The organism is Microbacterium sp. Z12_35, from assembly GCF_058310475.1.
In genome coordinates this window covers 843,481-863,727 of record NZ_JBZEGJ010000001.1, presented here as the reverse complement: position 1 = coordinate 863,727, position 20,247 = coordinate 843,481, and the positions used below count along the sequence as shown (strand labels likewise).

At 69.9% G+C, this 20,247-nt stretch carries 18 protein-coding genes; 2 read left to right on the top strand and 16 right to left on the bottom strand.

Features of this window, described 5'->3' with window-relative positions; all coding sequences use genetic code 11:
- Positions 1–3: 3 nt before the first annotated feature.
- From pyrR to AC4FS1_RS04240, 16 genes are all read right to left on the bottom strand, one after another.
- Positions 4–537, bottom strand: a complete 534-nt coding sequence (pyrR, locus tag AC4FS1_RS04315) for a bifunctional pyr operon transcriptional regulator/uracil phosphoribosyltransferase PyrR (protein WP_491152966.1) — start codon at positions 535–537, stop codon at positions 4–6.
- A 170-nt stretch (positions 538–707) separates the two neighbouring features.
- Positions 708–2,270, bottom strand: a complete 1,563-nt coding sequence (locus AC4FS1_RS04310) for a Rieske 2Fe-2S domain-containing protein (RefSeq protein WP_491152964.1) — start codon at positions 2,268–2,270, stop codon at positions 708–710.
- 88 nt (positions 2,271–2,358) lie between these two features.
- Entirely contained in the window at positions 2,359–5,610 is a 3,252-nt protein-coding gene (locus AC4FS1_RS04305) for a DEAD/DEAH box helicase (RefSeq protein WP_491152962.1), read from the bottom strand.
- Positions 5,611–5,668: 58 nt separating this feature from the next.
- Positions 5,669–6,079, bottom strand: coding sequence for a transcription antitermination factor NusB (nusB, locus tag AC4FS1_RS04300; protein ID WP_491152960.1), 411 nt, complete (start codon positions 6,077–6,079; stop codon positions 5,669–5,671).
- 18 nt (positions 6,080–6,097) lie between these two features.
- Entirely contained in the window at positions 6,098–6,658 is a 561-nt protein-coding gene (gene efp / locus AC4FS1_RS04295) for an elongation factor P (RefSeq protein ID WP_491152958.1), read from the bottom strand.
- A gap of 88 nt (positions 6,659–6,746) precedes the next feature.
- On the bottom strand, positions 6,747–7,205 hold the full coding sequence (gene aroQ, locus AC4FS1_RS04290; protein ID WP_491152956.1) for a type II 3-dehydroquinate dehydratase: 459 nt from the start codon (positions 7,203–7,205) through the stop codon (positions 6,747–6,749).
- A 135-nt stretch (positions 7,206–7,340) separates the two neighbouring features.
- Positions 7,341–8,414, bottom strand: coding sequence for a 3-dehydroquinate synthase (aroB, locus tag AC4FS1_RS04285; RefSeq protein WP_491152954.1), 1,074 nt, complete (start codon positions 8,412–8,414; stop codon positions 7,341–7,343).
- Positions 8,411–8,944, bottom strand: a complete 534-nt coding sequence (locus tag AC4FS1_RS04280; protein WP_491152952.1) for a shikimate kinase — start codon at positions 8,942–8,944, stop codon at positions 8,411–8,413. The genes aroB and AC4FS1_RS04280 overlap by 4 nt, the downstream gene beginning before the upstream one ends.
- Positions 8,931–10,160, bottom strand: coding sequence for a chorismate synthase (aroC, locus tag AC4FS1_RS04275; protein ID WP_491152950.1), 1,230 nt, complete (start codon positions 10,158–10,160; stop codon positions 8,931–8,933). Before aroC ends, AC4FS1_RS04280 begins: the two co-directional genes overlap by 14 nt.
- Before the next feature lie 4 nt (positions 10,161–10,164).
- On the bottom strand, positions 10,165–11,019 hold the full coding sequence (locus AC4FS1_RS04270; RefSeq protein ID WP_491152948.1) for a shikimate dehydrogenase family protein: 855 nt from the start codon (positions 11,017–11,019) through the stop codon (positions 10,165–10,167).
- Positions 10,989–12,437 (bottom strand): endolytic transglycosylase MltG, encoded by a 1,449-nt coding sequence (gene mltG, locus AC4FS1_RS04265; RefSeq protein ID WP_491152946.1) that lies wholly within the window; start codon positions 12,435–12,437, stop codon positions 10,989–10,991. Before mltG ends, AC4FS1_RS04270 begins: the two co-directional genes overlap by 31 nt.
- A 1-nt stretch (position 12,438) precedes the next feature.
- Complete coding sequence (gene ruvX, locus AC4FS1_RS04260; protein WP_491152943.1) at positions 12,439–12,912, bottom strand: Holliday junction resolvase RuvX; 474 nt, start codon at positions 12,910–12,912, stop codon at positions 12,439–12,441.
- A complete protein-coding gene (gene alaS, locus AC4FS1_RS04255; RefSeq protein ID WP_491152942.1) occupies positions 12,909–15,575 on the bottom strand; it encodes an alanine--tRNA ligase in 2,667 nt (888 codons plus the stop codon). The genes ruvX and alaS overlap by 4 nt, the downstream gene beginning before the upstream one ends.
- Before the next feature lie 64 nt (positions 15,576–15,639).
- Positions 15,640–15,954 (bottom strand): ATPase, encoded by a 315-nt coding sequence (locus tag AC4FS1_RS04250; RefSeq protein ID WP_491152941.1) that lies wholly within the window; start codon positions 15,952–15,954, stop codon positions 15,640–15,642.
- A gap of 195 nt (positions 15,955–16,149) precedes the next feature.
- A complete protein-coding gene (gene rpsD, locus AC4FS1_RS04245; protein WP_491152939.1) occupies positions 16,150–16,779 on the bottom strand; it encodes a 30S ribosomal protein S4 in 630 nt (209 codons plus the stop codon).
- Positions 16,780–17,080: 301 nt separating this feature from the next.
- The gene (locus tag AC4FS1_RS04240) at positions 17,081–18,415 is read right to left on the bottom strand and encodes a replication-associated recombination protein A (protein WP_491152937.1); all 1,335 of its coding nucleotides are present in this window, start codon (positions 18,413–18,415) and stop codon (positions 17,081–17,083) included.
- Positions 18,416–18,524: 109 nt separating this feature from the next.
- Between AC4FS1_RS04240 and AC4FS1_RS04235 the strand changes: the two genes are divergently transcribed.
- Both AC4FS1_RS04235 and AC4FS1_RS04230 read left to right on the top strand, forming a co-directional pair.
- Entirely contained in the window at positions 18,525–18,836 is a 312-nt protein-coding gene (locus AC4FS1_RS04235) for a dioxygenase (RefSeq protein WP_491152935.1), read from the top strand.
- A 98-nt stretch (positions 18,837–18,934) separates the two neighbouring features.
- Positions 18,935–20,200 (top strand): DUF349 domain-containing protein, encoded by a 1,266-nt coding sequence (locus AC4FS1_RS04230; RefSeq protein WP_491152933.1) that lies wholly within the window; start codon positions 18,935–18,937, stop codon positions 20,198–20,200.
- The last annotated feature ends 47 nt before the right edge of the window (positions 20,201–20,247 follow it).

The following is a 20,247-nucleotide window of genomic DNA, read 5'->3' as shown; positions in this document are numbered from 1 at the left end:
CGCTCAGTTCCCTTCGATGATGACGAACTCTTGGCCGTCGGTCTCGGCGAGCCGCACGAACACGTGCTCCTCGCGGGAACTCGGCAGGTTCTTTCCGACGAAGTCGGGGCGGATCGGCAGCTCCCGGTGGCCGCGGTCGACGAGGGCGGCCAGGCGTACGGCGGCGGGCCGGCCGATGTCCTGCAGCGCGTCGAGCGCGGCGCGGATGCTGCGACCGGAGAACAGCACGTCATCGACGAGGACCACCGTCTTGCCGTCGATCCCGCCGGGCGGGATCTGCGTCGGGTGCGGCGCACGCGTGGGGTTGCGGTGCAGGTCGTCGCGGTACATCGTGACGTCGAGCGCACCGACGGGCACCTGCGCGCGGGTGAAGTCGCTGATGAGCGAGGCGATGCGTTCGGCCAGCGGAACGCCGCGGGTGGGGATCCCCAGGAGGACGAGGCCATCCGGCCCCTTGTTGGACTCCAGGATCTCGTGGGAGATCCGAGTCAATGCTCGGGCGATGTCGGCCTCGTGCAGCACGGTGCGCGTGCTCATCCGCCGCTCCCTTCTCCGCCTCACGGGACGGTGTTAAAGGTTGCTTGGTCCTCTCAGCCTACCGGAGGCCCGGGCCGCGAAACCGCTCCTGCGCCACGAGACCGCCGACGACGGCTGCTGTCTCGTGGCGGACATGCAGTCTCGCGGTCGCCGGTGTGCCGCGCGAGCGGTCAGGCGGCGGGGGCCGCGGCGACCTCGGGCGCCAGGGAGGAGCGGATGGGGTGCCCCTGGGTCGTCAGACATTTGCCGGACGTGAGGTCCCACTTCCAGTCGTGGAGGCTGCACGTGAGCACGCCGTCCTCGATCTTGCCGGTCTTGGACAGGTCGGCACGCAGGTGCGGGCAGCGGCGCTGCACGACCCACTCGTCGAGCTGGATGTCCTCGGTCTGGTCGGACTGCTCGGCGTACCAGTTCTCGACATACTCGATCCGGTCGCGCGACAGGCACTTCAGGAACGTCGTGAGGAACTCGTTGAACTTGCCGCTGCGGCCGACCTCGAACTGCATGGACAGGAAGATCGAGTTCGACCAGTCGACCTCGTGGTCGCGGATGTTCGTGGACACGAGGTCGGCGGGGATCGTGTACCAGTAGATGCACTCCTCCCCCGCGTACTCGCGCACCTTGGCCTTCGGGAAGTCCACGACCATGTCCAGCTCGCCGATGCGGAAACGGACGGCGCCGCCCACGCCGTTGCGGATGGTGCGGGCTCGGCGCAGGAGGGGCTCCCACCATTCCTTCAGTGCCGCGAGCATCTCCGCCGGCGGCAGCACCTCGGCGCGCGAGGCCTCCTCAGCGCGGACCTCGTCCTGACGGGTGTCGCGCTGCTCGGCGAGGTAGTCCCACTTGGCGCCGAAGATGCGGTCGATCTCGGCGTCGCTGAAGAGCGTCTGCGTCACCTCGACGGCGTTGCCGCGGACATCCACCTGCGTGCCCGGCAGGAACAAGTACCCCTTCTGCCCGGGGCGCTGCCGCGACATGTGCTCGAGGAACTGGCTCTGATCGGTGAAGATCGAGTCGTTCTGCTCCCCGAGGCCGTTGTAGCGGAAGAGCTCTTCGCGCAGGAACATCGGGGGCCCCGCCATCGGGAAGACGTGCTCGGCGTCGACCTTCTCGATGTAGTACATGGCGCGCTTGTTCTGCGCGTCTCGCTTGAGCTGGGCGAAGTTCTGCTTCGCCTCCAGCGGCAGGTCGTAGACCATCGGCCACCAGATCGCACCGGACACCTGGGTGAAGTACGCGTCGGGTTTGCTGAAGCTCAGCAGCTTCTCCAGATCGAGGGGGTGCGAGTCGTTCTGATTCAGGATGCTGGCCGTGCCGTCGTCCACGCTGAGCGACGAGTCGCCGATGGGTCCGTCGCTGGGCGCGCGCAGCGGCGTGACCATCAGCTTCACGTCGCCGTACTCCAGCACCTCGCCCGTGTGCGTGTAGATGATGTTGTCGTAGCCGAGGCCCCGGAGATCGCGCTCGAGGTCGTCGGTCGGATAGTCGGGAAGCAGCACCCGGATGTCCTTCGGAACGTACTTCTCGAGGAGTGCCGGGTCGAAGTGGTCGCGGTGACGGTGCGAGATGTAGAGGAAGTCGGCCTTGCCGAAGCGTTCCCAGTCCAGTCCGCGGTTGTCGGGGAACGGGAACCACGATCCGAAGAAGCTCGGTCCGAGGACCGGGTCGCACAGGATGCTGCCGCCGGCGGTCTCGATGAACATGCCCGCGTGGCCGAGGCCCGTGATGCGCATTTTTCCTCCTCGTAGGACGGCTCCGATTCTACGCGAGGGTCACCTGGACGCCCGGTGGACGGGCGGGGCATGCCGGTCCTCGGGCGGGTCAGTCTTCGAACAGGCCGCGGATGTCGTCGGGGGTGAGTGGTCCGCCGAACAGCGCGTCGTCGTCGAGGACGGAGCGGAACAGGCGGGCTTTTCGGCGCTGCAGCGCCATCACCTTCTCCTCGATCGTGCCGTTCGCGATGAGCCGGTACACCAGGACGTTGCGCGTCTGCCCGATGCGGTGCGCGCGGTCGACCGCCTGCGCCTCGGCGGCGGGGTTCCACCACGGGTCGAGCAGGAAGACGTAGTCGGCTTCGGTGAGCGTCAGTCCGAAGCCGCCGGCCTTGAGGCTGATGAGGAACACCGACGCCTCTCCACCGCGGAAGGCCGCGACGGCCGCGTCGCGGTCGCGTGTCGACCCGTCGAGGGAGGCGTACGGGATGCCGCGCTGTTCCAGCCGGGTGGCCACCAGCGCGAGGAAGGACGTGAATTGGCTGAACACGAGAGCGCGGTGGCCCTCGGCGAGGGCCTCGTCCAGCTGCTCGAACAGCGCGGTCAGCTTGCTCGGCTCGATGTGCGCGTGCGCGGGATCGATGAGCTCGGGCGCCAGGCTCAGCATCCGGAGGAGCGTCAGCGAGCGGAACACGATGAAGCGGTTGCGGTCGAGGTCGTCGAGCAGCCCCAGCACCTTCTGCCGCTCTCGCTGGAGCACCGTGTCGTACAGCGCCCGGTGCGCTGCGCTGAGTTCGATCCGCACCTCCTGCTCCTGCTTGGCCGGCAGGTCGGCCGCAACGACGTCCTTCGTCCGCCGCAGCACCAGCGGGCGGATGCGGCGCCGCAGCCGCGCGAGCCTGCCGGCGCGGTAGGCCGCGCCCTCGTCCTCGGGCACTTTGCCCTTCTCGATGGGGCCGACATACTGCTCGCGGAAGGCTCGCGCCGAGGGGAACAGCCCCGGTGCGGTGAGGGAGAGCAGTGCCCACAACTCGGTGAGGCTGTTCTCCAGGGGCGTGCCGGTGATCGCGAACACGACATCGGCGGTCAGCGCGCGAACGGCCCGATACGCCCGCGTCTGGCTGTTCTTGACGAACTGCGCCTCGTCGAGGATCACCCCGGCCCAGTGCACTCCGGTGAAGCCCGCTTCGTCCAGACGGAGGAGCGTGTACGAGGTGACGACGACGTCCGCGTCCGCCGCCGCATCCGCGACCGTCCGACCGCGCTTCCCGGCGGTCGCATCCACGATGGCGACCCGCAGGTCGGGGGTGAACCGTGCCGCCTCCGTGCGCCAGGTGGAGACGACGGACGTGGGAGCCACCACGAGGAACGGCCGGCGTTCTCCCGTTTCGCGGGTGTGCGCAAGGAGCGCCAGCATCTGCAGCGTCTTGCCCAGACCCATGTCGTCGGCGAGGATGCCGCCCAGCCGGTGCTGCCACAGGAAGGCCAGCCAGTCGTAACCCTTCCGTTGGTAGGGCCGGAGGTCGGCGTGCAGACCCGCGGGAACGGAGGCCGGTGGCACGCCGTCCGCGGTGCGCAGCCCCTCGGCCGTCGCACGCCACGAGACCGCCGGTTCCGCCTGGTCGGCCAGGTCCTCGAAATCGGCCCAGAGGTCGACCTGGGAGCGACTGATCCGCGGACCGGCCTCCCACTCCTGGAGCTCCGCCGCCTCGTCGATGAGCTCGCGCAGGCGCGTCAGCGCCGGATGTGCGAGCGAGAAATAGGCGCCGTCGCTCAGGAGCATCTTCTTCCGGCCGCGGGAGAGCGCCGTGAACAAGGGACCGAACGGGATGCTCCGCCCCTCGACGGTGACCACGATGCCGAGGTCGAACCAGTCCGGGTCGGTGGTTTCGATGCCCGACACCTCGATGCGCGGATCCCCCGAGAGCTCACGGTAGCGGGGACGCTCGCCCGACAGTTCGACGACGACGTCCGGCTCGGCTTCCATCCTCGGCAGCAGCCGCGAGGAGAACTCCGCCGCTTCCAGCTTCTCGAGCCTGCCCGACGCGGCCCACGCCACCGGAGACACGTCGCCCCACAGCTTCTCGACCCGGCTGCGGATCTCGTCCTCGGCCGCGGCGTCCCGGTCGCCGGTGGCCCGGGCATCGAACGGAAGGGTCTCGCCGGAGCCGTAGCGCCACGCCAGGCGGTACTCCAGCACGTGCGACGGTGCGAACCGGACGCTCACGACGAGAGTAGGGCGCGGCGGGGCGAGGATCGCGATCCCGGGGGCGTCGACGATCACCCGTCGGGCGATGCGAGGGAGATGCTCGCGGGTGAACTCGTCGGCCTCCTCGGGAGGGATCGTCACGGGCCGGCGCGCCGCGAGCAGCGCGGGCAGCGGGTCAGGCAGCGGGAGAGCGGCGAGCGTCACGTCGATGCGCTCGCGCTGCACCTCGAACCGGTACACGCCTGTACTGCCGATGGGGCGGATGCTGTCGGCATCCGCGTCTTCCCCGTCGAGCGCGATACGCGGGGAGACCTCCCACCCGCCGCCCACGGTCGCGGCCCGGATGGCCGCCGACGCTGAGGTTGCCACGTGCACCGTCTGCGACCGCTTGGTGGGAACCACGGCAATCCCCAGCTGCGTCGCGCCGGCGAGGTGCGGCCACAGGAGGCCGGAGGCGATGTCGTCCAGGGTGAGCCATTCGGAGACGTCGGAGAACGCGCCGAAGGAGCGCACATCGCGACCGATGCTGTGGAGCTCCGCGAACCAGCGCGCCTGAGCGGGGTCGTACGCCGAGCCGAAGCGGCGGAGCGCATCCCACGACACCGTCCCCTTGATCCACGACCCCGACCGTTCGCTGTGTTCGAGGGGGCGCAGGCCGACGAGGACATCGGGTCCGTGCTGGTGCAGGCTGCGCGGTGTGGCCGTCTCCAGGCGTACCGGCGTCCACGTCGATGCGCCCCGGCGCACCCGCTGCCGCAGCTCCACTCCGAGAGCGAGGGACGTCCACCGTCGCGGGGTGACCGGCGCCGGGGGTGCGAGCACGGACCGCCATGCGGGGATGGCGGCCGACGCCCGGTCGGTGAGGCGGTTGCCCGCGAGAATCGTGGCGACCGCGTGCTTGCAGCCCGTGTGCATCGGGCATGTGCACGACGTTCCGACGATCGGACGTTCGCGCTCCCGAGGGTCGAGGCGGATGCGGCAACGGTAGACCGCGGTCCCGCTGCCGGAGACGACCGATTCGAGCACGCCCGCAGCAGGATCCCAGCTCACCTGCTGCACCGCGCCGCCGGCGAAGTAGGCGACCCCGCGCTCATACGACCCGTCGTCCACGACGCCGCGGATGTGCGCGGCGTCCACGATCGGCGGGGTCACGGTATCCATCCTCGCAAGGGCCCCGGCCGTGAGGTCGAGCCCACCGGAGCGACCGCGGTCAGCCGGCGCGTGAAATCCGGCCCAGCACTCCATGCACGAAGGCGCCGGAGTCGTCGGTGGAGAACTCCTTGGCGAGCTCCACGGCTTCGTCGATCGCCACGGCGGCCGGCACGGCGTCGTTGTAGAGGATCTCCCACGTGCCGATCCGCAACAGCGCGCGATCGACGGCGGGCATCCGGGCGAGCGACCAGTCCTTCGCGAACGTGGTGATCTGCTCGTCGATCGCGTCGGCGTTGTCGATCACGCCGTCGACGATCTCGCGGGCGTAGAGCCAGGACGCTTCGCGGGCGGGTTCACTCGCGGCGCGCTTGGCTTCCGCTGCGAGCACCGTGCCGAGTTCCTCCCCACGGACGTCGGCGGAGAAAAGGATGTCGAGGGCGCGCTTACGCGCCTTCGTGCGAGCACTCATCGAAACGTCGGCGGCGCGTCAGCTGACGCGGCCGAGGTAGTCGCCGGTACGGGTGTCGACCTTGACCTTGGTCCCGGTCTCCAGGAAAAGCGGAACCTGGATCTCGTAACCGGTCTCGACGGTGGCGGGCTTCGTCCCCGCCGAAGAGCGGTCGCCCTGAAGCCCGGGCTCGGTGTAGGTGATCTCCAGCACGACGGATGCGGGCAGCTCGACGTACAGCGGGTTGCCGTTGTTCAGCGCGATCTGGACCTGCTGGTTCTCCAGGAGGAAGTTCGAGGCGTTACCGACGACCGTGGCGGGGACGGTCAGCTGGTCGTAGTCCTCGACGTCCATGAAGACGAACGCCTCGCCGTCGTTGTAGAGGTAGGTGAAGTCGCGGCGGTCGACGTTCTCGATCTCGATCTTCGCCCCCGCGTTGTAGGTGCGGTCGACGGTCTTGCCGGTGACGACGTTCTTGAGCTTGGTGCGGACGAACGCGCCGCCCTTACCGGGCTTGACGTGCTGGAACTCGATGACGTTCCACAGCTGTCCGTCGATGCTGAGGACGACGCCGTTCTTGATATCTGCGGTGGAGGCCATGGGGGAAGAGGGTCCGTTCGTCGGGGTGCGGGGCCGAACGCGGCCCGGCACAGCATTCTACGGGATGCGGCGCCCTCCCCCGCGGGCGTCAGCCCTCAGCCTGCCCGGTGATCACGTCAGACAGCAGCGCGACGGCGCGGGCGTAGCCGGGCACGCCTTCCCCGATCACATGGACGACGGCGATGTCCGCGATGTAGGAGTGCTGGCGGAACGGCTCGCGCGCCGACAGGTCGGAGATGTGCACTTCCGCGACCGGAAGCGCGACCGCGGAGAGGGCGTCGCGAAGCGCGACCGAGGTGTGGCTGTAGGCGCCGGCGTTGATGATGATGCCGGCGCAGTCCTCCCGCGCCTCGTGTATCGCGTCGATGAGGACGCCCTCGTGGTTGCTCTGCACCGCACGGATCGTGAAGCCTCGCTGGGCAGCGGCATCGGCCGTTGTCCGCTCCACATCGGCGAGGGTGGCGGTGCCGTAGATCTCCGGCTCTCGCGTGCCGAGCAGATTGAGGTTCGGGCCATTGACGAGGAGCAGGCGGCGGGCGGTCGTCACCGCTGCACACTACCAGCGGCCCGCACGCGCCAGCTCCCGAGAAACGACGATCCGGACGAGACGGGATGCGACGCGGCATTTCTCATCCGGATTGTCGTTTCTCGCGCGGCTGCGGCGCGCGGCGCGCGCGGCGGGCTACGCCGCGATCTCCTGGTAGGCGGCGAACAGCAGCGATTCGTCCGGCGCCTGGAGCACGGTCGGGCGGGCGAGGTCGTCGAGCACGATGAAGCGCAGCATCCCCCCGCGGCTCTTCTTGTCGCGCTGCATCGTGGCCAGCAACTGCGGCCACGCCCCCGCGCGATAGGTCATCGGCAGACCGAGCGCGCCCAGGATGTCGCGGTGGCGCTGCACGACCGCGTCCGGGAGGCGGCCGGCCAGGCGGGAGAGCTCGGCGGCGAATGTCATGCCGACCGAGATCGCGGCGCCGTGACGCCAGCGGTACCGTTCGGCATGCTCGATGGCGTGGCCGAGGGTGTGGCCGTAGTTGAGGACTTCCCGAAGCCCCGCTTCGCGCAGGTCTTCGCCGACCACCCGAGCCTTCATGTCGATGGCGAGTTCCAGCGTGCGCCGGAACGCCTCCCCGCGCGGGTCGACGACGGCGACGGGGTCGGCCTCGATGAGATCGAGGATCTCGGGGTGCCAGATGAACCCGGCCTTCACGACTTCGGCGTACCCGGCGGTCCGCTCGTTGGGCGAGAGCGAGTCCAGCAGATCGAGGTCGCACACCACCGCGGACGGCGGCCAGAACGCGCCCACGAGGTTCTTCCCCTCCGCGGTGTTGATCCCGGTCTTGCCGCCGACTGCGGCATCCACCATCCCGAGTACCGTCGTCGGCACCTGGACGAGGGCGACGCCGCGCAGCCAGGTCGCGGCAACGAACCCGGCGAGGTCGGTCACCGCTCCCCCGCCGAATCCGACGACCACGTCGGTGCGCGTGAAATCTGCTTGACCGAGGATCTGCCAGCAGAACGCCGCGACCTCGATGCGTTTGCCCTGCTCGGCGTCGGGGATCTCGGCCAGGAGCACCTCGCGATCGGCCAGGAGCGACTGCCGCAACTGTTCGGCACGCTCGGCCAGCGTCGGGGGGTGCACGATCAGCACCTTGCGTGCCGCGGGTGGAAGAACCGCGCCGAGGCCGGCGAGGAGCCCGCGGCCGACGGTGACGTCGTAGGGGGTGGTGCCGGTGACGGGGATGGTCGTGGTGCTCATGTTGTGCTCGATCCGGTCGGGGTGGACGCGTGGGTCCAGCGGACGACGGCGTCCACGACGGCCTGAAGCGGGCCGCGGGAGGTGTCGAAGGTGACGTCGGCCGCGGCTTCGTACAGCGGGCGGCGGGCTTCGAAGATCTCGGTCCAACGCGCGAGCGCGTCGCCGCTGCCGCTGAGCAGCGGGCGCGACCCGTCGCGGATGCGGTGGGCCACCACGTCCGGTTCGACTGTGAGGAAGACGACGCGGCAGGTGGCGAGGTCGTCGCGGGTGTCGGGGTGAAGCACCGCACCTCCGCCGAGAGCGATCACGCCGCCGGAGGCGAGGCTCTCGCGGACCGCGTTCCGCTCGAGGCGGCGGAACCCGTCCTCGCCGTGCTCTGCGAACAGCGCCGGGATCGGTCCGTGTGTGCGGGCGATGACAGCGTCGCTGTCGGTGAACGGGACGCCCAGCTGTTTGGCGACGCGACGGCCGATGCTGGACTTACCCGCCCCCATCGGTCCGATGAGAGCGATCGTGTCAGTGGGAGCCATCGGACGCGGCGAGCGTCGCGTCGCTGGCGGAGGTTGTCCGCAGCGACGGAGAGACGGCGTCGAGGTACGACAGCAGGTTGCGACGGGTCTCTCCGACGCTGTCGCCGCCGAACTTCTCCAGGACGACCTCGGCGAGCACGATCGCCGTCATCGCCTCGGCCACGACGCCGGCGGCCGGCACGGCGCAGACGTCCGAGCGCTGATGGTGGGCGGCCGCGGCTTCGCCGCTGGCGACGTCGATCGTGCGCAGCGCGTGCGGCACGGTGGCGATGGGCTTCATGCCCGCGCGCACCCGCAGCACGGTTCCTGTCGACATCCCGCCCTCGGTACCGCCGGCCCGGTCGGTGGCGCGTGCGATTCCCTCTGCGGTGGCGAAGAGCTCGTCGTGCGCCTGCGATCCGCGACGGGTGGTCGTGACGAAGCCGTCGCCGACCTCCACGCCCTTGATGGCCTGAATGCTCATGAGCGCCTGCGCGAGCTTGCCGTCCAGACGCCGGTCCCACTGCACGTGCGAGCCGAGCCCAGGGGGCAGCCCGTACGCCAGTACCTCGACGACACCGCCGAGGGTGTCGCCGTCCTTGCGGGCGTCATCGACCTCCGCGACCATCCGCGCACTGGTCTCGGCGTCGAAGCAGCGCAGCGGATCGGCATCCAGGGCGTCCACGTCGTCGGGGGCGGGGATGACCGCATCCTCCGGAACGCGCACCGGGCCGATGGACAGGGTGTGGCTGACCAGGCGGATCCCGAGTTCGGAGAGGAAGGCGCGGGCGAGCGCTCCCAGCGCCACGCGGGCGGCGGTTTCGCGGGCGCTCGCGCGCTCGAGGATGGGGCGGGCTTCGTCGAAGTCGTACTTCTGCATGCCGACGAGGTCGGCGTGGCCGGGACGCGGCCGGGTGAGCGCTGCCCCGCGGCCGCGGGACTTCTCGGTGAGTTCGACCGGCTCCGGGCTCATCACTTCGACCCACTTGGGCCATTCGGTGTTACCGATCCGCAGCGCGATGGGGCTGCCCAGGCTGAGGCCGTGACGCACGCCGGAGGAAATCGTCAGCTCGTCCTCTTCGAACTTCATCCGCGAACCGCGTCCGTATCCGAGCTTGCGCCGCGCGAGGTCCGCGCGAATCCCGTCGGACGAGATCGGAACGCCGGCGGGAAGACCCTCCATGATGGCGACCAGTTCGGGGCCGTGGGATTCGCCGGCCGTGAGCACGCGGAGCATTCGTCTAGTCTCCCATGAGCGCTCGGCGCATCGCGGCCAGCACGGCGGGTTCGCCGGGCAGGGCCAGTTCGGGGTCGCCGGAGACGAAGATGCGCACCTGCAGCAGCGCCTGGTGCAGCAGCATCCCGAGTCCTGAGTGCGCTGCGCCCCCGGCCGTCTCCCATGCCGACGCGAGCGCGGTGGGCCACTGACCGTAGACGACGTCGACGAGGACGCCGCCGGCCGCCGCGAAATTCTCCGCCGCGCCGCCGAGGTCGATCCCGCCCGGGAGCGTGGCCACCGTCACGTCGACGGCGTCGGGGTTCTTCTCGTCCAGGCCCACGGGGGTGACGAGGACGCCGAGCGCTTCGCCGAGACCGACGAGGGCCGCGGATGCTTGCCGACGACGTGCAGCGACGTCTACCCGCCGGACGCCCAGTTCCGAAAGGGCGACGAGCGCGGACGTGGCCGTCGCGCCCGCGCCGAGGATCCGCGCGGTGGCCGCCTCCGTCACGCCGTGCTCGGTGAGGCTGAGCACGAGCCCACCGACATCCGTGTTGAACCCGCGGATCCGGTCGTCCAGCAGCAGCGTGTTCACCGCTCCGGTGAGCTGGGCGCGGCGGTCGAGGTCGGTCGCGGCGCGGGCCGCTACGGATTTGAGCGGCATCGTCAGCGACAATCCCCGCCACGTGGAGTCCCGTTCGGCGAGGGCGTCGTCGAAACCGCTCTCGGTGACCTGGCGGCGCCCGTACTCCCAGTCCAGTCCGAGCACCGCATAGGCCGCCGAGTGCAGCAGCGGCGAACGGCTGTGGGCGATCGGGTCACCCCAGACGGCGAGACGCGTTCCGGTCAGCATCCCGAGTCGGGGTGGTCCTTGCACCAGTTGACCCACTGGTCAACGGCCGCCTGATGATCGTCGGCGTTCGTGGTGAACACCGTCTCCCCCGTGTCGAGGTTGACCGTGACGAAGAACAGCCACGGTCCCTCGGCCGGGTTCATGGCGGCATCGATGGCCAGGTCGCCCGGGTTGGAGATCGGTCCGGAGGGCAGCCCGTCCACGACGTAGGTGTTCCACGGGTTCTCGTCGAACTGCGCTTCGCCCGACGTGCTCGCCGAGCCCTCGTGCAGCTCTCCGTATCCGTACTGAGCTGTGGAGTCCATCTGGAGCTTCATGCCCTCATCGAGGCGGTTCTGGATGACCCGCGACACCTTGTAGAAGTCGTCCTCGAACCGCGCCTCGCGCTGGATGATCGACGCCACCGTCAAGACGCGCTGGCGCTCCTCCGCCGGAACGCCGGCGGTGTCGAGCGATTCGACGGTGCGATTGACCATCCGGGCGACGACATCGGTGGCCGTCACACCCGGGTCGAAGGTGTACGTGGCGGGAAACAGCCAGCCCTCGAGCGAATCGGCGGCCACGCCGTAGGCGGCGGGGTCGGCCACCGCCGACTGCAGATCTTCGATCGGCATCCCCATCTGCTCGGAGATCGCCTCGGTCGTCTGCTGCACGGTGAGCCCCTCGCGCAGCTGGGCGGTGTTCTCGAGCTTGTTCGCGGGGTCACGGAGCGCTTCGAGCACGGCCGGGGACGTCATCTCCAGCTGCAGGCGGTATACGCCCGGCTGGAAGGTGAAGCTCACGGAGTTCTCCACCATGTAGTCGTAGAGGGACGTCGGCGTCTTGGTGACGCCGGCGTCGAACAGCTTCTGCGAGACCGGGGCGCCGGTGTCGCCGGCAGCGACCGTGAGCTGGGCCTCACCGTGGGCTTGACCTGCGGCGAAGTCATCGACCGTGGTCCCCGCGAAGAAGCCCTCGATCCGCTCGCTGAAGGTGTTCCACGCCCACACACCGCCCCCGACTGCGCCGCCGATGAGGGCCAGCACCACGATCAGGGCGACCCACCCGCCGACGCGACGCCGCTTCTTGGGGCGCGGTGGCGGGGCGCCGATCTCCTCGGCCGTCCGCTCGCCGGTGAACAGATCCTCGAGGGTGCCGGCGCGAGCTGCGCGCACGGGGGCGCCCGGGCTGCCGGCGGTCGCGCCCACGGTGGCCGGTTCGCGCAGAACGACCGGCTCGTCGCGGGGGGTGGGCTGAGGTTCGCGGGGCGCGGGGACGGGCTCGTGGTCCGTCGCCGGTTCGGGGGCGCGCGGCGGGGTGACGCCGCCCGAGCGGGCCGCACGGGCGGCGCGCCGCGACGGCGGAACCGACGAGTCCTCACCCGATCCGTGTCGGCGCGGGTCGGGCAGTTTTCCGTAGAGATCCGCGAACGGGTCGTCGAATCCGGACGTGTTGTCGGGCATGTCAGGCGGGCTCCTGTCCCGAAGATACGGCGACTCCGGCCGGGTTGCCGGAGCGTCTCTCCACATCGAGCGCCTGCTGCAGGAGTACAACGGCGGCGACTTGGTCCACAATGCTACGAGAACGACGCTGGGAACGCCCGGCGGAGCGCAGGACGTCGTGTGCGCTCACCGTACTGAGGCGCTCATCGATCAGCCGCACCGGGGTGCCGGATGCCGCCGCGAGGTCGGCCGCGAACGTTCTGGCGTCGGTCGTCGAGGGCGTGTCGTTGCCAGTCAGGTTCGTGGGCAGCCCGACGACGAACTCGAGAGCCTCGTACTCGGTCGCGAGTTCACGGAGCCGGGCGATCGTCGCCTCCGATCGCGGCACAGTCTCGACCGGCACCGCGAGGAGGCCGTCGGGGTCGCTCCGGGCGACACCGACACGCGCCTTCCCGACGTCGATCCCGAGCCTGATGCCGCGGCGGATGACCGTCACTCCCCCGTCGAAGCCAGTTCCGCGGTCACGGCGTCCAGCGCACGAGGCAGCGCGGCAGCATCCGTGCCGCCGCCCTGCGCGACATCGTCGCGTCCACCGCCGCCGCCGCCGAGCACCGCCGCGGCGGCCTTGGCGAGCACACCCGCCCGCGCGCCGGCGGCCCGTGCCGCGTCGTTGGTCGCCACGACCACTGTGGCGCGGTCGCCGAGCGTCGCACCCAGCGCCACCACCGCGGGCGCGGAGCCCATCCGGTCACGCACCTGCAGGGCGAGCGACCGGACGTCGTCCGCGGAGGACGCCGCGCCGATCGACTGGGCGACGACCCGCACGCGTCCGGCGGAAACGGCGCTCTCGGCCAGCTGCGGAACGCGGTCGGCCAGGGCGCGGGACTCGAACTGTGCAATCCGCTTCTCCGCCGCCTTGAGACTGGCGGTGAGCTCCGCGATGCGAGCGGGCAGCTGTTCGCGTGGGGTCTTCAACGTCGACGTCAACTGCGAGACGATCGCGCGTTCGGCGGCGAGGTCACGGAACGCGTCCAGGCCCACGAGGGCCTCCACGCGCCGGTTGGATGCTCCCACCGACGACTCGCCGACGAGGTTGATGAGACCGATCTCGGCGCTCGAGGAGACGTGCGTTCCCGCGCACAGTTCCCGAGACCACGGGCCACCGATGTCGACCATGCGCACGGTGTTGCCGTACTTCTCGCCGAACAGCGCCATGGCGCCCAGCTCGCGGGCCTGATCCAACGGAAGCACGCGCGTGGTGACTTCGAGATTGTCGCGCACGGCGTTGTTGGCGATCTCCTCGATCTCCGAGCGGGTCTCGGGCGAGAGCGACTGCCCCCACGAGAAGTCGAACCGCAGGTATCCGGCACGGTTCAGCGAGCCCGACTGGGTCGCGGACTTCCCGAGCGTGTCACGGAGGGCCGCGTGCACGAGGTGCGTCGCGGAGTGGGCCTGACGCGCGGCGCGACGGTTGGCGGCGTCCACGACCGTGGTCGCGGCCTCGCCGACGGCGACCTCCCCCGTCGTGACCTGGACGGTGTGGCTCACCAGACCCGGCACGGGCTTTTGAACGTCGAGCACCTCGAGCTCGTAGCCCGGTCCGATGATGGCACCCTTGTCGGCCACCTGGCCGCCCGACTCGGCGTACAAGGCGGTCTCGGCGAGGATCACCTCGGCCACCTGCCCGGTGCGCGCCCGGTCGACCGAGATGCCGTCGACGAGCACGCCGAGCACGCGGGACTCCGCCTCCAGGTCGGTGTATCCGGTGAAGACGGTCTCACCGAGAGCGCGGAAGTCGCGATAGACGCTGTGATCCGCGATCGCACGCTTGCGCGACTTGGCGTCGGCCTTTGCGCGATTGCGCTGCTCGAGCATCAGGGTGTCGAACGCGGCGCGGTCCACAGACAGCCCCGCCTCCTCCGCGATCTCCAGCGTGAGGTCGATCGGGAAGCCGTACGTGTCGTGCAGGAGGAACGCTTCCGGACCGGAGAGAGTCGTTCCGCCGGTCTGCTTGGTGTCTTCCACCGCGAGGTCGAGGATCGTCGATCCGGCGGCGAGGGTGCGCAGGAACGTCTCCTCCTCGGCAACCGCGTACTGCGAGATGCGCTCCCAGTCGGTCTCGACGACGGGGTAGGCGTCCTTCATCGCGTCGCGGGATGCGGCGAACAGCTCGGGGAAGCTCGGAGCATCCACCCCCAGCAGCCGCATCGCCCGGACGCTGCGGCGCATGAGGCGACGCAGGATGTACCCGCGCCCGTCGTTGGACGGAGTGACGCCGTCGGACAGCAGCATGAGCGAGGACCGCACGTGATCGGCGATCACCCGGAAACGCACGTCGTCTTCGTGGTCGGCCCCGTAGCGGCGTCCGGACAGTTCGACGGCACGGTCGAGAACGGGACGCACCTGGTCGGTCTCGTACATGTTGTCGACGCCCTGCTTGATGAACGCGACGCGCTCGAGACCCATGCCGGTGTCGATGTTCTTGGCGGGGAGTTCGCCGATGATGTCGAAATCGATCTTCGAGCGCACGTTGTTGATGGCGTACTGCATGAAGACGAGATTCCAGATCTCGGTGAACCGATTGTCGTCCACCGCCGGACCGCCCTCGCGGCCGTACGCGGGGCCGCGATCGAAGTAGATCTCCGAGCACGGACCGGCGGGCCCCGGCTGGCCGGTGGACCAGTAGTTGTCCTCCCGGCCCAGGCGCTGGATGCGGTCGGCGGGAAGGCCCGCGATCTTCTGCCACAGCTCGGCGGCTTCGTCATCGTCCTGGTAGACGGTGACCCACAGGTCGTGTTCGGCGAAACCCAGACCGCCGTCCGACTCCGAAGAGGTCAACAGCTCCCACGCGTAGGAGATGGCGCCTTCCTTGAAGTAGTCGCCGAACGACCAGTTGCCGAGCATCTGGAAGAACGTGCCGTGCCGGGCGGTGTGACCGACCTCTTCGATGTCGTTCGTGCGGATGCACTTCTGCACATCGGCCGCCCTCGAATAGGGCGCCGGCACGACACCGGTCAGGTAGGGGATGAACGGCACCATCCCCGCGACGGTGAACAGCAGCGAGGGGTCGTCGGTGACGAGCGAGGCCGACGGCACGATTGTGTGGTCGTTCTTCTCGAAGAAATCGAGGTAACGCTGGGCGATCTCAGCGGTCTTCATGCATCGGGTCTTTCGGGAGGCGCGGGCGCCCAGCCCGGTTGAGCCGGGCGGTGGCGGAGGGGGTTCAGGCGGTGGTGCGGGGGCTGTCTGCAGCGCCGAGCGAGGAGTCGGGAGTGGCTCCCGGCACGGATGCCGCGGCGTCGGCGGCCTGCTGTGCGACCGCGTCGGCGGCCTCCACGGCGGCGACCCTCGCCTCGGACAGGGGGTGGGAGAAGCGCGCCTCCTGGTCGCGGTAGGCGGAGCCGATGCGGTCGGTGAACTCGCTGATGCGCGAGTCGATCTGGGCGAGCACCTCGTGACCGCGAGGATCCCTGTTCACGAAGTGGGCGACCGTGACGCCGCCGGCAACGCCGAAAAGGAACCAGAGCAGGCTCTTCACGATCTCACTCCTCGGATCGGGCCGCGGGCGCGGCATCCCTTCATCGTAGACGGCATACGGCGAAGGGCGCCGGGTGACCCCGACGCCCTCCATATCGTTCATCTCCGGTCGCTGAGCGAGCGAAGCGAGACGAAGCGTGCTTAGCGCGCCGCGTCGCAGTGCATACGGCCGCTGCGCGGCTGTACTACGAGCCGCTTAGCGCGCCGCGTAGTACTCAACGACGAGCTGCACGTCACACGTGACGGGCACCTCGGCGCGCTTCGGGCGACGGACGAGCCGCGCCTGCAGCTTGTCGAGCTCGACCTCCAGGTAGCCCGGAACGGGGGGCAGCACCTCGGCGTGCCCACCAGCGGCGGCGACCTGGAAGGGCTCGAGGCCTTCGCTCTTGGGCTTGACGTGAACGACCTGGCCCGGCTTCACGCGGAACGACGGGCGGTCGACGAGCTGGCCGTCGACGAGGATGTGGCGGTGCACCACGAGCTGGCGGGCCTGGGCGGTCGTACGGGCAAGACCCGAGCGGACCACGATGGCATCCAGTCGCATCTCGAGCAGCTCGACCAGGTTCTCACCGGTCAGGCCGTCGACGCGGCGGGCCTCGTTGAACGCGATGCGCAGCTGCTTCTCGCGGATGCCGTACTGCTCGCGCAGACGCTGCTTCTCCCGCAGACGGACGGCGTAGTCGCTGTCCTGCTTGCGCTTGGTGCGGCCGTGCTCACCCGGAGCATACGGGCGCTTCTCAAGGTACTTGGCTGCCTTGGGGGTCAGCGCGATGCCGAGCGCGCGTGACAGGCGGACCTTACGGCGGTCCTGGGACTTCGTTGCCACGAAGGGTTCCTTCCGAATACGTGGCCGCGCGCTTCGCGGCTCACGGACGTATCAACCCCTTCCGCCCGTCCGGTTCACACGCCGGGGCGCACCGCACGGTGATACAGGAAGAGGGGGATGCCCGAAAACTCTGTTTCGAGCCGATCCAGTCTAACAGAGCCCGGCTTCCGCCCCGCGGTGAGTGGGCGGCCGCCTCCAGCGATGACCGGCGCACCGTGCCGGGATCAGGAGATGTGGCGTAGCCAGGCTGATTCCGGGTGGTTCGTCCTGTGTCCGCGGCATCGCCTGATCTCGATACCGGTCACGAGCCGTCGACGATGCGGCGGATCTTCTCCAGCCGCGCCGCGACATCGCGTTCCTGGCCGTGGTTGGTGGGCTCGTAGTATCGCCGCCCACGCAGCTCGTCGGGCAGGTACTGCTGCGCGACGATGCCGATCTCGCTGTCGTGCGGGTATCGATATCCCTTGCCGTGTCCGAGACGCTTCGCGCCGGGGTAGTGCGCATCACGCAGGTGCATCGGCACGCGGCCGAAGCCGCCCGAGCGCACGTCGGCGATCGCGGCGTTGATCGCGTTGTAGGCCGCGTTCGATTTCGCCGTCGTCGCGAGGTACGCGGTCGCCTCGGCCAGCGGAATACGCCCTTCCGGCATGCCGATGAACGCCACGGCGTCCGCGGCGGCCACCGCGATCTGCAGCGCCTGCGGGTCGGCCAGTCCGATGTCTTCCGAGGCCGAGATCACCAGGCGCCGCGCGATGAAGCGCGGGTCTTCACCGGCCTCGATCATCCGGGCGAGGTAGTGGATGGCAGCATCCACGTCGGATCCGCGGATGGACTTGATGAACGCGCTGATGACGTCATAGTGCTCGTCGCCCTGCCGGTCGTACCGGAGCAGCGCGCGGTCCACGGCCTGCGCGATGTGCTCTGCGGTGACCACGGCCGGCACGTCGTCATCGCCGTCGTCGGCGGCGACGGATGCGGCCGCCTCCAGCGCGGTGAGCGCCCGGCGCGCGTCGCCCGACGCCAATCGGACCAGCGCCGCGCGGGCTTCGGGCTCGAGGGTGACTGCCCCGTCGAGTCCGCGCGGATCGGACACGGCCCGGTCGATGAGGAGCCCGAGGTCGTCGTCGCCCAGCGGCCGGAGCGTGAGCAGGAGCGAGCGCGACAGGAGCGGCGAGATGACGGAGAACGACGGGTTCTCGGTCGTCGCGGCGATGAGCACGACCCATCCGTTCTCCACACCCGGCAGGAGCGCATCCTGCTGCGCCTTGGTGAAGCGGTGGATCTCGTCCAGGAAGAGGATGGTCGACTGCCCGTACAGGTCGCGCTGGTTCAATGCGTCCTGCATCACCTCGCGGACATCCTTCACACCCGCCGTCACGGCCGACAGCTCCACGAAACGTCGCCCCGACGAACGGGCGATCGCCTGGGCGAGGGTGGTCTTGCCTGTTCCCGGCGGTCCCCACAGGATCACCGAGACCGCGGTCGCCGCGCTCGACACCTCGGCCGACGCCAGCGCGACGAGGGGCGAGCCGGGGCGCAGGAGATGTCCTTGGCCGGCGACGTCGTCGAGCGAGGTGGGTCGCATCCGCACGGCCAGAGGCGTCTGCCCACGGAAGAGCGCGGCAGAGGAGGTCACTCCCCCAGGCTATCCGGGGCTACCGACACGGCGCGCGCGCTTTTGGCCGTTGCCCACAGCCCTGCGTAGGATGCTTCGCGCCCGGGAACACCGGGCGAGGGAGGATGCTGTGGCCACCGGCGGCAAGGATCGCGAGACGCGGGAAGCACGTGAGCGCGCCCGGGTGTACCAGGCACGTCAGCAGCTCCATCTGGCGCAGTCCCGACGCCGCCGGCGCGACAACCTTCTCGCGGGAGTTGTCGGCGGGCTCGTGATCCTCGGGGCGGTCGGCGGCCAGACGGCCTATTTCATGGCCGGTCCCGGCGCCCCCGAACCTTCTCCGAGCTCCAGCCCGAGTGCGCCCGCCACACCCTCCGTCGGGCCCACGCCGGGTGAAACCCCGGCGATGCCCACCGAGGGTCCCGCGACACCGACCCCGTAGCCGGCTCCCCGCAGACGCTCTGCGCACCGGCCGCGTCACGTACTAGGCTCGACCCCGTCCCCAACCGAGGCGGCCCGAGCCGCGATGAGGTGCAATCCGTGACTGCCGACGCCGAGACTTCCGACACGACCCGTGACCCCCAGCCGGCCTGGGGCCGCGTCGACGACGACGGCACCGTATCGGTCCGCGAGGGCGACAGCTGGCGTGTGGTCGGCCAATTCCCCGACGGCACGCCCGAAGAGGCGCTGGCGTACTTCGAGCGGAAGTTCACCGACCTCGCCGGCGAAGTGACGCTGCTCGAGGCCCGTGTCCGCCGCGGCGGCGCGCCCGCCGCCGACCTCCGCTCCACCGCCGCAACGCTTCGCACACGCATCGCGGATGCGGCGGCTGTCGGAGATCTCGAAAACCTCCGCACGCGCGTCGATGCACTCACCGAGACTCTTGCCGAGGCCACCCAGGCCGAGTCCGCGGCCGCGAAGGCGGCCGTCGAAGAGGCCACCCGCGAGCGGACGGCGATCGTCGAAGCGGCCGAGGCGCTCGCTGCCCGCGACCCCGAGACGGTGCAGTGGAAGCAGGCGTCGACGGAGATGACCGAGCTTTTCGACCGCTGGCAGACCCACCAGCAGAACGGTCCTCGACTGCCGCGCGCGTCCGCGCAGCAACTCTGGCGACGCTTCCGCGACGCGCGGTCCACGGTCGATCGGCACCGCCGCGAGTTCTACGCCAGCCTGGATCAGACCCACAAGGCCGCGCGTGACACGAAGACCCGGCTCGTCGAGCGGGCCGAGGCGCTGGCTCCGCGTGGCGAGGACGGCATCGGTGCGTACCGTGACCTGCTCGACGAGTGGAAGAACTCCGGCCGCGCGGGCAAGAAGCTGGACGACGCCCTGTGGGCGCGGTTCAAGGCCGCCGGTGATGCCCTCTACGGCGCCCGCGCCGAACGCGAGGCCGCCGACACGGAGGCGTCGAAGGAGAAGATCGAGGCGAAGCGCGCTCTTCTCCTCGAGGCCGCCCCGATCGTCGACGAGCGTGACATCGCCCGCGCGCGGTCCCTCCTGACCAACGTTCAGCGCCGTTGGGACGACATCGGTCGGATCCACCCGCGAGAGACCGAGCGGTCGCTCGACGACGAGCTGCGCAAGATCGAGCAGAGCGTACGCACACGCGAGGACGCCGACTGGAAGCGGAACAACCCCGAGACCAAGGCGCGCGCGAACGACATGACCCGCCAGCTCACCGACGCGATCGACAAGCTCGAGGAAGAGCTGGCCGATGCTCAGGCGCGCGGAGACAAGCGGGCCGAGAAGGAAGCGCACGACGCCCTCGAGGCGCGACGTACGTGGCTGCGCGCCGTCGGAGGCTGACCAGCCCTCCCCTGCCGCGCTCCCGCGCCGGTTGTCCACAACCCGTC

What these genes read in the sequence shown, in the direction of transcription:
- pyrR (WP_491152966.1), bottom strand. Translation starts at nt 537, where the DNA reads ATGAGCACGCGCACCGTGCTGCACGAGGCCGACATCGCCCGAGCATTG.
- AC4FS1_RS04310 (WP_491152964.1), bottom strand. Translation starts at nt 2,270, where the DNA reads ATGCGCATCACGGGCCTCGGCCACGCGGGCATGTTCATCGAGACCGCC.
- nusB (WP_491152960.1), bottom strand. Translation starts at nt 6,079, where the DNA reads ATGAGTGCTCGCACGAAGGCGCGTAAGCGCGCCCTCGACATCCTTTTC.
- efp (WP_491152958.1), bottom strand. Translation starts at nt 6,658, where the DNA reads ATGGCCTCCACCGCAGATATCAAGAACGGCGTCGTCCTCAGCATCGAC.
- aroB (WP_491152954.1), bottom strand. Translation starts at nt 8,414, where the DNA reads ATGAGCACCACGACCATCCCCGTCACCGGCACCACCCCCTACGACGTC.
- AC4FS1_RS04280 (WP_491152952.1), bottom strand. Translation starts at nt 8,944, where the DNA reads ATGGCTCCCACTGACACGATCGCTCTCATCGGACCGATGGGGGCGGGT.
- aroC (WP_491152950.1), bottom strand. Translation starts at nt 10,160, where the DNA reads ATGCTCCGCGTGCTCACGGCCGGCGAATCCCACGGCCCCGAACTGGTC.
- mltG (WP_491152946.1), bottom strand. Translation starts at nt 12,437, where the DNA reads ATGCCCGACAACACGTCCGGATTCGACGACCCGTTCGCGGATCTCTAC.
- alaS (WP_491152942.1), bottom strand. Translation starts at nt 15,575, where the DNA reads ATGAAGACCGCTGAGATCGCCCAGCGTTACCTCGATTTCTTCGAGAAG.